The organism is Gracilibacillus alcaliphilus (genome assembly GCF_016909015.1).
GTDB classification, from domain to species: Bacteria; Bacillota; Bacilli; order Bacillales; family Amphibacillaceae; genus Gracilibacillus; species Gracilibacillus alcaliphilus.
Genome location: NZ_JAFBFA010000002.1, coordinates 22,746 through 39,350 on the forward strand (window position 1 = coordinate 22,746; position 16,605 = coordinate 39,350).

Genomic DNA, 16,605 nt, shown 5'->3' on the forward strand with positions numbered 1-16,605 from the left:
GTTTCTATAACAGAAGGTATTTACCGATTATTTGGTAAATACCTTTCTTTATTTCTAGGGAATCATTTAATCTAGGAGTAATTTTTTCTTTTATAAAAATATAGGAAAAAACAGTTAGATCGTTTATCATAAACTTAAGACAATATTATCTAGCTTTCATTAAGAATTAGAAAATGATAATACGGATTCTCAAAAACTTAATATGGAGAAGCAAACCATGAATTATATCTTATATTTAACGTTAATTGTCTCGGCGATGATGATGTGCCTATTGCTTATCTATTCATTCTTACACTTGCAGCAGCGTGCTGTTCGTTATTTCGCTTGGGCTATGGTCTGCCGAGTGATATTTGGCTGCAGTGTCATTATGGAATTATACAGTGATGAGTTATCCATGAAACTGTTTTTCCGACAAATCGAACAGACAGCATTGGTGATGAATATTCCATTGATTATCATGTGTGCGCTGGATTTATATGGCCGAGATAAATGGCTGAAATGGCAGCGGCAGTTTGTCCTATTTCTTCCCTTTATGGGCTGGACGGCACTGATTTGGACAAATAATAAAACACATGCTGTCTTTGAGTCGGCTATTCTTGTAGACGGTTACTTAGAAGTATCAAGGACGAATTTAGCATTTGGTTTTATTAGTATTTGTTATTGTATTTTATTGACATGTGTTTATTTCATTATGACTTACTTTCGAAAGGCACGCCCGGAAATTCGCAAACCGGGCATTATGGTGATCGTGCTGGCTTCGATCCCGGCAATAGTTGAACTGATTAAATTAGCATACCCAAATCTGTCGGAATGGCTGCTTCCCCTGTCTGTTTATTGCGGGGTGGGTGGTCTTATCATCCTCTGGGTCGTTTACCGAAATAAATTATTTGCTATTGTCCCTATGGCAAGAGATTTCATCGTTGATACGGTGAGGGAGGGGATGTTGACGGTCGATCAGAAAGGAATAATTATTGATTGTAACCCCTTTATACAGCCGCTATTTGAAAAGAACGGCACGTCTATTATTGGGAAAGATATTGCTGAACTCTTGAGGGAGTGGCCTGAATGGCAGACAGCCTGCAGGCTGAAGCAAGAGGCAGCAGTAGAAATAAAGAGTGAGATAAATGGAGAAGAGAAGTACTTTATGACAAAGGTTTATCCGCTTTATTCCAAGAGAGACCGGGTACTTGGAACGGTCTCAATACTGTTTGATATAACAGAAAAGCAGCAGCGATTAGAGGAAATTGCTCATCTCAATTTTATGAAAGATCAGTTGTTTACCCTTGTATCCCATGATATTCGCGAGCCGATTGCGACGCAGGTCAGTTTAATAGAAATGCTGGAGGAAGAAAAACGCACATTTACACCAGAGAATGCGGAGCTGGTTGATTTTTTAAGTGTCCAGATTCGATCCACCTATATGACGGTTAACAATGTATTGGAATGGTTTCGCGGTCAAAAAAATGACGTATCGCTTCATCCCGAGTCCATCGCTTTGTTCGACCTTATCTATGAAGCATACCGTATTCTGTTTATTAAAAGTAAGGAGAAACATATTAACATTGATATCCATGTCGATGAAGCGATTTATGTCTATGCCGACCGTGAGGCGATCATTATGGTGCTTCGTAATTTATTGTCCAATGCAATTAAATTTTCTGAGCGGAAAGCAATGGTTGAGATACTGGCGGAAAAGGATCAGGAAGACAAGGTTATGATTACTGTACGTGATCAAGGGATTGGCATGACAGAGGAAAGAATCCGGAGATTATGGAAGGAAGAATCATTAACTTCTACACTTGGAACAGAAGGGGAAAAGGGAACAGGATTAGGTTTACAAGTTAGTCAACAATTTGTCAAAATGAGTGGTAGTGTTCTGAGCGTAGAAAGTGAATTAGGGAAAGGCAGCGCCTTTTATTTTTCATTGAAAGAAGGTGAAAAAAGTTGAAAGTTATGATTATTGATGATGAACTAGCGATGCTTACGGTTATGCAGCGATTATTACACAAAATAGAAGGCATAGAAGTAGTAGGAAGTTTTCAGCATATGAAGGATGCCCTCCGGTTTACTCAAAAAGAATTGGTAGATATAGCTTTTATTGATATTATGATAGCGGATGAAAGCGGCTTAGAGCTTGCTCGTCAGCTCCGTGCCGAACAAGCACACCTGGAGATTGTTTTCGTCACCTCGCACAGGGAATATGCAGTAGATGCATTTGATACCTATCCATTGGATTATATGGTGAAGCCAGTATCACAAAAAAGACTCGCACAAACACTGGAAAGAGCCAAAGTTAAAAAAAGAAAATCAGTCAGCGAACCAATAAAAACAGACTCGAATCAATTAATAGTGAAGACATTAGGTGGTTTAGAGGTGAGCAGTAGCGTGGCCGGTGAAGTGAAGTTTATTTCAAAAAAGAGCCAAGAGTTATTTGCCTTACTGTTGCTTCAGCGCGGCCGAACTATATCCAAAGACAAGGTAATGGATGAAATGTTTGCAGAAATGCCGCTAGAGAATGCAGTGGGTTACCTTCATACGATTGTTTATCAATTGCGCAAAGCCTTGAAATCACATGGTTTGAAATCAATTGTTCGTTCTTTTGATGAGCAGTATCTGCTAGAAATAGATCGAATCGAGGCAGACTTTATTGCTTTTGAATCCTATGTAAATAGTAAAGAGGAATGGAATGAAACGACGGTAAGAAAAGCAATCGAATGGGAGACAAGATTTGCCGGAGATTTGTATGAAGGTAAAGCCTATCCATGGTCTGTCCTCGAACAAGAGGCACTCGCCATACAATATCATGATTTTGCTGTCCGGCTTGTCCGCTGGCTGTTGGAACATAAGCAAGTAACACAAGCGATTCTGATTGCCAAAAAGTTAGTTTCTCGAAATGAATTAGATACAGAAGCTAATGCCCTTTTACTGCAAGCCTATCATTTAGCGAAGGACAACATCTCCTTTCAAAAGCATTACCAACGTTTCTCTAAATTGTACCAACAAGAAATCGGTGATTCTCCATCTATAGAAGGGGTGGAGTATGAGCATGAAAGAAAGCCACTGTAAGCTGTAGATCTGCCTCTTTAGACCTTTATCGAAAAAAATACGTCACAGAGAGTAGTTCTTCTGCTCTTTTTTTGCAGCTTTAGGCTATAACATGTTTATTCTTTCATTTTTCTTTCATTATAGAATGATAGACTGTTTTCAAACTTGTGAAAAGTTGCAGAACGGAAGGGAGAGGAAAGATGGTATCAAGAAAGCGAAAAATGAAAGCGATACACAAAGGAATCGAACTTGATACGAAGCGAACAGAAAAGCGAACACAAACGGTCAAAGCATAGGAAAGCCTATCGATTGCGAAAAAAGTGTTGACAACTCCTTTGTTTTTCATCGATAAATAGCAGCTGGTATTAGATAAGAAGGGACGGGTTAGATGGAGAAACGAAAACGTGAAATAGGAATATTTTTGCTCATTATTTTAATAATCAGTACATTATTTCCTCCAATGGAAACGCTGCATGTACAGGCAGAAGAATCCGAGCTTCAGCAATTGCAGAATTTGAACCAAGGTGAAGAAATTATTTTTGCTGGTGCGGAATGGATTGTGTTGGATCCGGCAAGGGGTATATTTTCAGTAAGGAATCGATTGGGAGAAGAGCGTTTGATACAAATCGGTCGAACCTATTTAATCCCTCGAATACAAGTAATCTTGCTCACTATTTGAATGGAGAATACTATAACGAGGCATTTACCCCTGGTGAACAAGCTGTTATCGAAGAAAAAGCTTGGGAAATTGGAGGCATTGATTTACATGATGATGGCGATGAGAGTGCGGATGAAGTAAACGCCTCGATTGGTTTATTGTCCTATAGAGAATGGAAGGAGTACAGCAAATATTATAATGATAGTAATGGATTTTTAGAAAACCCTGGCCTTCTAATGTGGTTACGGACGCCAGATTCCTACAATCCGGATCCTCATATTTGGGCAGCCTGGGAAGATGGTGTGCTCCGTAATACGCGTGTGTCCTACGAACGTGTCGCAATCCATCCCGCTTTGACACTGCAATCTGACCTCTTTGTGTCGGAAGATAATGAAGTGATTGTGCCACCTCGACAAATACAATATTTAGACCAAGGCGATGAAATTATTTTTGCTGGTACGGAATGGATTGTGCTGGATCCGGCAGAGGGGTATATCTTCAGTAAGAACTCAATTGGAAATAGGGTGTTTGATGACACAGAACCTCACACGAATCAATTTGACCCAGAGGATGAAAGCCATCTTGCATATTATTTGAATGGAAAATACTATAATGAGGCGTTCACCCCTGCGGAACAAGCTGTCATTGAACCGAAGACTTGGGGAATTGGAGATGAGACTAATGAGGGTGCGGAAACAGTAGAAGCCAATATCGGTTTAATGTCCTATGAAGAATGGAGAGAGTACAGCAAATATCAAAATAGCAGTAATGGATTTTTAGATAATCCGAACACTGCTATGTGGTTACGGACGCCAAATTCTCAATATATTTTTGATAATGTTGTTTGGGGAGTCTGGGAGGATGGTGTTCTAGTTGGGGTTCCTGTGACGTACACCCATCTCTTTGTGCATCCCGCTTTGACTATGAAACCTGACCTCTTTGTATCGGAGGATAATGAAGTGATTATAGCAGGCGTAACGTTTGATCCAAATGGAACAGGGGATACATGGGCACAGGCACATGAAATAATAGTAAACGTAAAGTTTGTCGATATGTCTGAGACTGTACAATATGCATGGTCGCTGGAACAGGAGAAGCCAAGTGACGGATGGGAAGTCTTAATGTTAGATGAGAATGGTCAATCGGAGACCATTCAGACACCTGAAGAGGCAACAGGAGAATATTATCTTCATATCCAAGGGAAAGACATATTTAGTGAAGACTTTCATCTGTATTCCCAAGTGTTTAAAATGGATAATCAAAACCCTACAGAGCCAGCAATCCATGCACCAGATGAATGGACAAATGAGGAGGTAACGGTGACGATAACTGCTGGAGAAGATGATCACAGCGGAGTAAATCAAATCGAATACCGACTTCAGGAAGCAGCTAGTGAGGATTGGGGAGACTGGCAGACACTGGATGATTCCGGCGAGCTGAAAATAGCAACAGAAGGAGAAACCAAACTGGAGGCACGTACCGTGGATCAGGCAGGTAACCAAAGTGGGGAAGCCAAAGCTGTGGTTAAAATCGATCAAACAGAACCAACTATAGCCTTTGAGCCAAATGGTGATACAGAAGCGGCAAAAGAAGCTGCTACACAGGTAACGGTGACAGATGCATTAAGTGGTGTCAACGAAGATTCGCTTCTCTATGTTTGGTCGGAAAGTGATGAAGTGCTAGATGAGGAAGCGGATTGGGAAGCCTTTGCGAATGAAGATGAATTAACGAAAATAGAAGCAAACGGCAATTGGTATTTGCATATTCAAGCGACAGACCAGGCAGGGAACCAGGTATACGCAGTAACGAATCCTTTTGTACTGGACAATACACCGCCGGAATTGACCTTACATGGTGAAACAGAAATGACGATAGAGCTAGGAGCCAGTTATACAGAAGCAGGGGCAGAGGCTATAGATCAACAGGATGGCGATATCAGTGAAATGATTGAAATCACTGGCAATGTGGATACCAGCCAAGTGGGTACCTACCCAATTACCTACACTGTAACAGATCGTGTTGGACATACAGCCAGTGCTGCACGTACGGTGGATGTGGTAGATACTACAGCTCCAAGTGATGTGACTCTTGAAGCGGTCGAAGTAACCACAGAAGCGGTTGAGTTCACTTTCTCCGCAGAAGATCTAGGTGGAATCAACACATACATTTTATCGCGGGATGAGGTAGAGATTGCCCGCATCGATGGCGGGGAAACAACGTATACGGATGAATCAATCGAGGCAGGAACCAAGTATCAATATGAGCTGATCGCTGTAGATGCCTCTGATAATACATCTTCCCCAGTGACGGTAGAGGTGTTCACACCGTTAGTGTATGGCGAGCCAGTGACAGTAGAATATGTAGATGAAGAAGGCAATGAGCTGGCGTCTTTCGAAGAGTTAACCGGAAAGCTGGGAGAAAGTTACGAAACAGAAGCGAAAGAAATCGAAGGCTACGAATTAATAGAAATACCAGACAATGCAAGTGGTGAATTTACAGAAGCAGCCCAGACAGTGACATATGTATATGCACTGGAAGAAGTAGAGCCAATTCTAGGTGAACCAGTGACAGTAGAACATGTAGATGAAGAGGGAGCCGAGCTTCTTCCACCAGAGGAGCTGATTGGGAACATTGGAGATTCCTATCAAACCGATCCGGCTGACATTGCAGGCTATGAATTACAACAAACTCCGGACAATGCAGCTGGTACATTTACAAATGAAGCACAAACTGTCGTCTACGTCTATACCCTAGTAGAAAGGGAGATAGAAGGAACTATCATTATAGACTATGTCAATGAAGCAGGGCAGTCCATTGCAAATAGAGAAACCCAAACAGGCATAGTAGGAGCAGCCTATGAAACAGAGCCAAAAACGATTGAGGGCTATGAATTAGTAGAAATGCCAGAAAATGCGACTGGCGAATTTACCGAAGAGCCGCAAATCGTGGTCTACATCTATGCGCCAATCAAAGAAGAGCCAGCATCGGGAGCACCAGTGACCGTGAAATATGTGAATGAGGAAGGCGAAAACCTGATTCCATCTGCAGAATTAATCGGAAATATAGGTGAATCCTATCAAACAGAAGTAATCGAGATAGGCGGCTATGAAGTGGTACAAACACCAGACAATGCAAACGGCAAATTTACAAGTGAAGCACAAACCGTCATCTACGTCTATACCCCAGTAGAAAGTGATGTGGAAGGAACGGTCATCATTGAATATGTCGATGAAACGGGGCAGGCGATTGCAAATAGAGAAACCCAAACAGGCGTAGTAGGGGAAACCTATGAAAAAGAGCCAAAAACAATCGAGGGCTATGAATTAGTAGAAATGCTAGGCAATGCAAGTGGCGAATTTACCGAAGAGCCGCAAATCGTGGTCTACGTCTATGCGCCAATCAAAGAAGAGCCAGTATTGGGAGCACCAGTGACCGTGAAATATGTGAATGAGGAAGGCGAAGACCTGATTCCATCTGCAGAATTAATCGGAAATATAGGTGAATCCTATCAAACAGAAGCAATCGAGATAAGCGGCTATGAAATGGTGCAAACACCAGACAACGCTTCTGGTACATTTACAGAAGAAACACAAACGGTGCTTTATGTGTATGCCTCAGTGAAGGTAGAAGAGCCTTTAGAAGGAACCATTATGATAGCGTACGTGAATAAAGATGGTCAATCACTGGTAAACAGAGAAACGCAAACAGGAAAAGTAGGCGAAGCGTATACAACAGAAGCAAAAGAAATCGAAGGCTATCAATTAATCGAAACACCAGAGAATGCGACAGGTACATTCACCGAAGAAGTACAAACCGTGACGTATGTGTACGCACCGGTAAAACCAGAGGAACCAAAAGAACCCGAAATCCCAGAAAGCCTCGAAATTATTCTGGATGAAACGCCAGTACAAGTATTTCCGGGAATTCTGATAACTATTAAAGACACGCAAACAACGATTCATTTGCCAGATGATTTACCGGAAGGCACGTTATTACAAGTTCTCACTGTACAACTGGAAGAACAGGAAGGTTTGAAGCAAGCAGGCGAAGTGTATGACTTTCTCTTTACCTATCCAGACGGACAGGAAGATTATCATGGGGACTTTATCCTGACAATGGGTGTAGATGGAACCAGTAACCAAGCAGCCCTTTATCATTATCAAGAAGAATGGCAGTTGATTGGTGGAAACGTAGAAGGAGATACAATCACAGCAACAGTCTCTGACTTTTCTATGTATGGTGTGTTTATGGAAGTAGAGACAGAAGCAGAGCCACCAGTGAAGGAAGAATCAGAAGAGAAGGAACCAAGGCAAGAGCCGAAAGAGCAAGAAGCAGAAGAGAAGGAACCAAAGCAAGAGCTGGAAGAGCAAGAAGAGCAAGAAGCAAAAAGAAAGGAACCAGAAATAGAACGAAAAGCGGAAAAAACAGCAGAGAAAGAAGCTACAGCCTTGCCAGCTACCGCAACCAATCAATATAATTGGTTAATCGCTGGTATTATATTGCTGGTATTGGGAAGTGGCCTATGGTTCATCCGTCAAAAAAGGAAGTCTAATGAAGATATTTTTAAGAGCGGAGACAGCATGTAACATTTTCATAAACCTAAACGTATCCTGTATTCTGTCGTTAGAATAGAAGGAACGTTTAGGTTTTTAAGAAAGTATAAGCGCAATGAAGGTTGTCCTCTAAAGATTTGGTGACGTGACAACCTTCATTTTTTTATTGTGCAGGAAATAATAGAATGGACGAGCCAAAGTCATATCCGATTTGGCACTGTCAAATTCAGCACATTCTTATGTTAATACAAGTGTACGAATCCATATTTTTTCTAAAATGCATTAAAAATTAAATACGACTGTATTTTTATGATCAGAAATCGCAAAATAACAAGCTGGCATACCATTTTTATAGACGTTTTTACGAAAGAAATCTTTTTTTACTGTTTTGTCTTCCCCATACAAAGTCGATATGATGAAAGCCTAATTTATTATTACTTGGGGATGTGATAAAATAATGATAACCGCAGTAACAGAAAATAAACAGGCTTATCGTGCAAGGAATACGGATTATGATGGGCTTTGGAAAAACTTGATTGAAGAACTATTTCAAGAATTCATAGTCTATTTTGCACCGGATCTGTACCCGAAAATTGATTTTGAAAAAGGAGCAGACTTCTTGAATTTGGAGCTTTCTCAGTTTGTGATAGATTCGAGAAAAGGAAGAAATTATGTGGATAAATTAGTAAAGGTGCTGCTGAGGAGTGGAGAAGAAAAATACGTCTTCGTTCACATCGAAGTACAGGCCATCATGGAGCAAGCCTTCGCTGAACACATGTTTAAATATTTTTACCGAATCTACGATAAATATAATCAGCCGGTATATTCTATCGCTCTGTTGACGGACGCGAGCTATCCACATCATGCAGAGGCGCTTCATTATTCTTTTTATGGTACAGAGTTAACTTATGCGTATAATACTTATCGATTTTATGGAAAAGATACGGAAGAACTGAAAAAATCTGATCATCCATTTGCTTTGGCTGTTCTGGCAGGAATTTATACGAGTAAAAATAAAGGCAAGACAAATGAAGATAACGAAGAAAGGTTCCAGTTTAAACAACAACTTATCAGCTTGGCATTCGAAAAATATTCGCACCGTGCGAGCTATCTTTCAGCCCTATTGTACTTTATTGATTATATCCTGCAGATACCATTGGAATTACAGGAAAAACTGTATGAATCGTTACCAATCATCCAAAACGAAAAGGAGGAAGGGAAAATTATGGGAATGGAAAAACTAAGAGATACCCCGACTTTTGGAAGGCTGTTTAGAGAAATTGAGGAAGAAGCAACGAAAAGGGGCATGGAAAAAGGGATAGAAGCAGGCATGGAAAAAGCGGAACGAAATTTTGTTAAAAAGCTTTTAAACAAGAACTATTCGGAGAAAGAAATAGCTGAATTAACCAGCCTTGAAGTGAAGGAAGTAAAAATACTTCGAAAATCATTTAGGGATTAATGTAAGAATGTAACTGAGGTTGTTACTAAAAGGTTTTGTGACAATCAGGTTTTCTAATAAATTAAGAAAGCATAAAATTTTGGTACGACCATAGTGATGAACATTGTTGTCAAGGAGATAGAAAAGTTTAGATGATATTCCTATCGCTATTATGGAGAGAGTAGTTCTTCTGCTCTCTTTTTTTTGCGTTTTCAGTCTATAACATACCGATTCTTTCATTTTGTTTTCATTACATGATGATAGACTATTTCCAAGCCTGTTAAAAGAGAGAGAAGGAAATTGGGGGCATCATAAATATGTCAGGTGTAGCGGACTGGAAAAATATTGTTCAAGTCGCAGGCGGTAGCAGCCATACCGTTGGGTTAAAGGAGGATGGCACCGTTGTAGCCACGGGAATTAATTGGGAAGGTGAAATGAATGTAACGGATTGGGAAGATATTGTTCAAGTTTCTACCAAAGGGGTAGTTACCGTTGGTTTAAAAAGTGATGGTACTTTAATCGGTGTAGGTCGGCAGAACTTCGGTCAGCTGAATTTCCTTCCTCAAGAACCACGAGCATTAGAAGTCACAAGTGTCGCCGACCTGGAAACAGACGCAGAAGCGACCTGGGAAGCCCCGGCAACTTGGGGAACAGGAGCAGCGGCCTCCCGTAAGTATGAATTGGAACAACAAGATGGAGAGGATTGGGTTTTATTAGCAGAGGTAACTGGGGATCAGACATCATGGACAGGAAAACTGGCTGAGACAAAACAAACAACATTGCGTATGCGAGCAGTTACTGATGCTGGTGAATCGGGTTATACAGAGTCCGATTCATTTCGAATCGGTGCACCTGTTCCACCAGAAATTAGTGATTATCCAAAGCGAACGAATCAAACTGTTGTTGATATTGCAGGGACTGCTGAACCTGGCAGTGAAGTAATCGTCAGCTATGGTGAGGAAGAAGCAAGTGCCATGGCAGATGAAGAAACCGGCGAATTTACGCTGGCAGGATTAGAATTGACTCCAAATCAGGTGAATGCATTCGAGGTTACAGCTGTTTCTTATGGGCTCACCAGTGTTCCTGTGTCCCTGTCTATCCTGCATACGGAGTTAGAATTTCCTGCATATCCTACGCGAATTGCAGCAGGCGACGGGCATACCATTCATTTGAAAGAAGATGGTACAGCCGCCTCTGTAGGAAGGAATGCAGCAAATATACTCAATTTGGATGATTGGGAAGATATGACGCAAATTGCGGCAGGTGACTTGCATATTGTGGGTGTAACCAATGCTGGTAAGGTGAGAGCGGCAGGCTGGAATAATCATGGAGAGATGAATGTTACAGACTGGGAGCATGTCGAACAAGTTGCAGCAGGTGAAGCGCATACTGTCGGTTTAAAAACAGATGGCATCGTTGTCGCTGTGGGGACCAATGCCTCTGGTCAGCTGAATATAGGCGATTGGGAAAATATCGTCCAAGTTGCAGCAGCCGCCAATCATACGATTGGTCTAAAAGCAGATGGTACTGTTATCGCAGCTGGGAATAATTCGCAAGGTCAACTAAATGTAACGGATTGGGAAGATATGATCCAAGTGGAGACAGGCGCTCTACATACGGTTGGTTTAAAACCTGATGGTACCGTTGTCGCTGTCGGGAATAATTCGCAAGGCCAATTAAATGTAGAAGAATGGCAGGATATTGTTCAAGTTGCAGCAGGTACCTTGCATACGATTGGTTTAAAAGCAGATGGTACAGTGGTAGCTGCAGGGCACAATTTTTGGGGGCAATTGAATGTAGGAGGCTGGGAAAATATTGTTCAAGTTGCGGTAGGGAGTTATCATACCGTCGGTTTCACAACAGAAGGAAAAATAGTTGGTACGGGCAGCAATAGCTATAGACAACTCGATTTTTCACCTCAAGCACCTCTAGCTTTAGAAGTTACTAGTGTAGCAAACCCAGAAACAGAGGTAGAAGTGAACTGGCGTTGGTCACCATTTATTTCGGTAATCTGGGGGATTGGAGAAACAGATTCCCGTACCTATAGATTGGAACAATGGGATGGAGAGGATTGGACTTTAGTAGCGGAGTTCGACGGGGATCATACATCATGGATAGGAAAATTACAAGAGACGAACCAGACGAAGCTGCGTATTCAATTAATTACAGACATTGGAATATCCGCTTATACAGAATCTAACCTGTTTCGAATCGGCGCCCCTGAGTCACCAGATATCGAGGACTATCCAGAGGTGACAAATCAATCTACCATTGATATAGAGGGAATAGCAGAACCCGGCAGTGAAGTAAAGGTCACATATGGTGAGGAGGAAAAAAGTGTAACAGCAGAGGAAGAAACAGGCGAATTTACGCTGGAAGGTGTGGAGTTAACGCCAAATCAGCAAAATCAATTAGAGGTCATAACGATTTCTTATGGTATAGCAAGCGAGCCAGTCGTTTTATCGATTTTACATGATGATATTGCTCCTGACGCTCCAACGATTGAACTGGAACCAAGCGGCTGGACCAATGAGGAAAACGTGCTTGTTACCATCACAGATGGAGAGGATCAAGGCAGTGGAGCAGCTCGAACCGAGTATCGAATCGGGGAAGATGGAGAATGGATACTTTACGAGGCAGCTTTTCCTGTTTCAGAAGAAGGGGAAACCACTGTATATGCACGAACGATCGATCAAGCAGGCAATATCAGTGAAGTTGCTGAAGCCATGGTACAAATTAACCGTAATCTTCCCGCTGCCCCAAGTATTTCGGTAGATATCAAGGAGTGGACCAATGCTGATCAGGTAACTGCTCGTATCATAGTTACGGAGGAACACACCACGATTGAATATCAACTAGACGGTACAGAGGGAGATTGGCTGACTTATGAAGAAGAAATCGTCCTTAGCAAGGAGGGCGAGACCACGATTTATGCCAGGGCAGTGAACCAAGCTGGCACTAGAAGTGAGATTACAGAGGAGACGATTCGGATCGACCGTACCAATCCAGTGATAAATGTCACGATGACACAAGGTGAGGATGGAGTTGCCTATGAACATGACACATGGACAAATCAAACGGTTTATTTATCCGTGGAAGTGGCCGATCAAGCGATGGAGGAGTGGATGATCAGCATCAATGGTGAAATTATTGAGGATAAGACTGATTTTGCCTACGATACCTCCATTACTGAAGCAGGGACACATCAAATAGAGATAAGAGCCTCTGATCAAGCAGGAAATCAAGCGGAAACAACACAGATCATCCATATAGATCAAACGGCTCCAACGTCCCCGTCAATACAGCTGAATCCAGTTGGCTGGACCAATGCGGATGCAGTTACAGCAATGATTACAGCAGGTGAGGATAGGAAAAGTGGTGTAGATCGGACAGAATACCGTATAGGCGAAGGCGAATGGCAAACCTATGATACAGCTTTATCGATTACAGATGCAGGCGAAACGGCGATTGAGGCTCGTACTGTCGATCAAGCAGGCAATACTAGTGAAATAGCCAAAGCGATGGTACAAATCAAACGGACCATGCCTGCTGTTCCAACCCTCACCGTGGAAACGAATGATTGGACCAATGCTAGCAGTGTGTCGGTGACGATGGCAACCAGTGAGGACAACAGCAACATCGAGTATCAATTAAATGGTGAAGGAGCATGGTTTACTTATGCAGATGGATTAGCTATTACCAGAGAAGGAGAAACAACGATTGTAGCCCGAGCTGTTGATCAAGCAGGTAATATCAGTGAGACGGTACAGGATGTGGTCCGAATCGACCGTACAGCACCAGAACTGACTTTGCTTGGAGATAATCCTCTGACTGTTCAGCATGGTGAAGTCTTTACGGAACCCGGTTATCAGGCAGAAGATAATTTTACGGGTGACTTACAAACAACGGTTATAGGAGAAATAGACACGAATAAAATAGGAGCGCAAGAGTTAGTTTACATGGTGCAGGATGTGGCCGGGAATCAAACCAGCAAAACACGTGTGGTACTGGTAGTCGATAAGGAATACCCTGTTATTACTTTAAAAGGTGATAACCCACTTATCTTAGAGGTAGGAACAGACTATCAAGAAGCTGGAGCTGCTGCAACAGATAATGCAGACGGTGATATCAGTGATCAAATTGAAATAACAGGTTCTATCGATACCTCAAAGATAGGATCTTACCCAGTGACCTACCAAGTAACCGACCATTCTGGAAATCAGACCGAGGTAATCCGTACAGTAGAGGTTGTAGATACCACAGTTCCCGAGATAACGTTACAAGGAGAGGAAGAGGTCACCATTGAACTTGGTGATGACTATGCTGAAGCAGGAGCCACCGCTTCAGATAATTATGATGGCGATATCAGTGAACAGGTTACTGTCACAGGCAGTGTTGATATCAGTCAAATCGGAACATATCGGTTAACATACATCGTGATGGACAGCTCTGGTAACACAACTCGTGTGATACGCACGATCAATGTGATAGATACGATAGCACCGACAGAAGTTACGCTAGAAGCTACTGAAGTCACCACAGATAACATTGTATTCACATTCTCTGCCCGAGATTTGGCAGGTATTAAGGAATATCGCTTAATTCGTGATGATGAGGAAATTGCACGAATCGATGGCGAAGCAACAAGCTATACGGACCATTCTGTGCAGGCAGGCACAACCTATCATTATCAGCTAATAGCAGTTGATCCATCGGATAATACTTCAGCAGCGAATATAGAAGTTACTACCAAACAAGCTTCGGTACCAGAAGAGCCGGAAGTAAGTATTCAGAGAATTTTCACACTGGTGAAACAGCAAGTAGCCAAGGGGACTCCTTTGTTTAAGCTGTCACTTCCAGAAGAAGTGGAAGTATTATTAACTGATGGAGAGCAAGTTAACTTATCTGTTACTTGGGATGAAGGCATACCTGTTTATGATGGCGAGATGGCTGGCAATTACTTTTTTACCGGAGAGGTAACTTTACCAGATGGTGTAACAAATCCCAATCAACATAAGGCGTTAATAGAAGTTATTGTGGAGGCTGAACTAGAAGAACCACAAGAGTCAGCAGTAACCGAGGTTATAGTAGATAAACCGCCAGTATTGGTTGCAGCAGATACAACGATTACTGTGAGAGATACACAGACAACGATCCAATTGCCGGCTGACTTGCCGGAAGAAACGAGACTACAGGTGAAATCAGTCGATAACCTGACTTTTGAAGGTTTTCAATTAGCTGGTGAGCTCTATAATATCATCTTTATATATCCGGAAGGGGAGGAAGATTACACCGGTAAGTTTATTCTAACGATGGGGGTAACAGAAGCCAGTGATGAGGCCGGATTCTATCATTATCAAGAAGATAACAAAGCATGGGAACGTATTGATGGAAAAAGGGCAGGAAGTATCATAACAGCAACAGTCACCGATTTTTCGATCTATGGTGTATGGATGACAGAAGAAATTTCACCCATACCTGATAAAGAGACATCTGAACCAGAGAAAACAGATAATCACATGCCGACTGAGACAGATGATACAACAGAACAAGGAACCCCAATACCAGACCAGACACCCGAAGCGAAGCCGAACACATCGGACACCGCTGCACGGACTGGAGCTGCAAAACAAACAGCCGGTACTGAGCAGGATTCGGAGCCCACACCTACCGTCGATTTACCGAATACCGCCTTACACCAATACAACTGGCTTCTGGCAGGAGGCATATTACTTGTATTAGGAAGCAGTATCTGGTGGTTCCGCAGTAAAAGAAAGCAGCTATAAATTCCAATAAAAGAGGCACTTACCAAATACTTGGTGAGTGCCTGCTTTGTTATTGGATAGAAAATTGGTTAGGTTCATTTTTATGGTGCAGCATGATCAATCGATTGCTTAAGCCTCTTGTTGAGGAAAATCTCCCGTTGGATTATTGACAATGATTTTCTGACTGTTGAATATCTGCTTGTACCCCTTCGATTTGAATAGTGGTATGCTCGATCTGGAATGTATCTTTTAATAAGGCAGAAGCCTTTTGTAACAATTGATCTCTGTCAGTTGATTCTTCTACCACGATATGACAAGTGAAAGATGGAAAATCAGATGTAATCATCCAAATATGCAAGTCATGGATATTAATTACGTTATCCAATTTCATTAAAGCTGCCTCTATTTCTTGATAAGAAAGGTGTGTCGGTGTTCCTTCCATTAAAATATGGAAAGAATCACGTGTGACACGGTAACCGCTAATCAAAATTAAGACAGCCACGACAATACTGGCAATAGGGTCTGCAAGATTCCAGTTAAAGAACAAAATCAATAAACCGGCAATAATTGCCCCAACAGAACCTAATAAATCGCCCATGACATGCAGCAGGGCACTGCGCATATTCAAATTGCCCTTGGTATCGCCGCCAGACATCAAGATAAAGGCTACGACAATATTAACAATCAAACCAATAATGGCAATCCAGAGCATCATTGGGCTGACATTTGGCGGATCAAAGAAGCGGTGATAAGCTTCATAAAATATATAAACAGAAATAGCCAGCAAGGTCACACCATTAATTAAGGCTGCTAGAATTTCAAATCGTTTATAACCGTATGTTTTAGAAGCATTGGCGGCCTTCTCGCTTAGTTTAAAGGCGAATAAACTTAAACCAAGTGCAACGGCATCACTTAGCATATGGCCTGCATCTGACAATAATGCCAGACTATTTGTCAGCAAACCGCCGATGACTTCAACAATCATGAAAGTTGCTATTAATATGAAACTAAGCAATAATGCCTTTTTATTATTTGTATGGTGATGATGGTGGTCATGACTGTGACCATGATGATCGTGTCCCATAAATAAACTCCTCCTAAATCAAATATATGAACATATATTCATATTATAAAATAATAAAAACA

7 protein-coding genes are annotated in these 16,605 nt (G+C 41.8%); 6 read left to right on the plus strand and 1 reads right to left on the minus strand.

Annotated elements, in window-relative coordinates; all coding sequences use genetic code 11:
* The first annotated feature begins 217 nt into the window (after nucleotides 1-217).
* From JOD18_RS01935 to JOD18_RS25110, 6 genes are all read left to right on the plus strand, one after another.
* A complete protein-coding gene (locus tag JOD18_RS01935) occupies nucleotides 218-1,948 on the plus strand; it encodes a sensor histidine kinase (RefSeq protein WP_204667237.1) in 1,731 nt (576 codons plus the stop codon).
* 5 nt (nucleotides 1,949-1,953) lie between these two features.
* Nucleotides 1,954-3,066, plus strand: coding sequence for a response regulator (locus JOD18_RS01940; protein WP_239587878.1), 1,113 nt, complete (start codon nucleotides 1,954-1,956; stop codon nucleotides 3,064-3,066).
* A 367-nt stretch (nucleotides 3,067-3,433) separates the two neighbouring features.
* A complete protein-coding gene (locus JOD18_RS01945; RefSeq protein ID WP_204667241.1) occupies nucleotides 3,434-3,724 on the plus strand; it encodes a hypothetical protein in 291 nt (96 codons plus the stop codon).
* The gene (locus JOD18_RS01950; protein WP_204667243.1) at nucleotides 3,721-8,289 is read left to right on the plus strand and encodes a MucBP domain-containing protein; all 4,569 of its coding nucleotides are present in this window, start codon (nucleotides 3,721-3,723) and stop codon (nucleotides 8,287-8,289) included. The genes JOD18_RS01945 and JOD18_RS01950 overlap by 4 nt, the downstream gene beginning before the upstream one ends.
* 424 nt (nucleotides 8,290-8,713) lie before the next feature.
* Entirely contained in the window at nucleotides 8,714-9,715 is a 1,002-nt protein-coding gene (locus tag JOD18_RS01955) for an Rpn family recombination-promoting nuclease/putative transposase (protein ID WP_204667244.1), read from the plus strand.
* A gap of 296 nt (nucleotides 9,716-10,011) precedes the next feature.
* Nucleotides 10,012-15,480, plus strand: a complete 5,469-nt coding sequence (locus JOD18_RS25110) for an OmpL47-type beta-barrel domain-containing protein (protein ID WP_204667246.1) — start codon at nucleotides 10,012-10,014, stop codon at nucleotides 15,478-15,480.
* A 142-nt stretch (nucleotides 15,481-15,622) separates the two neighbouring features.
* Here JOD18_RS25110 and JOD18_RS01965 read toward each other — a convergent pair whose 3' ends face one another.
* A complete protein-coding gene (locus tag JOD18_RS01965; RefSeq protein ID WP_204667248.1) occupies nucleotides 15,623-16,543 on the minus strand; it encodes a cation diffusion facilitator family transporter in 921 nt (306 codons plus the stop codon).
* Nucleotides 16,544-16,605: the final 62 nt, after the last annotated feature.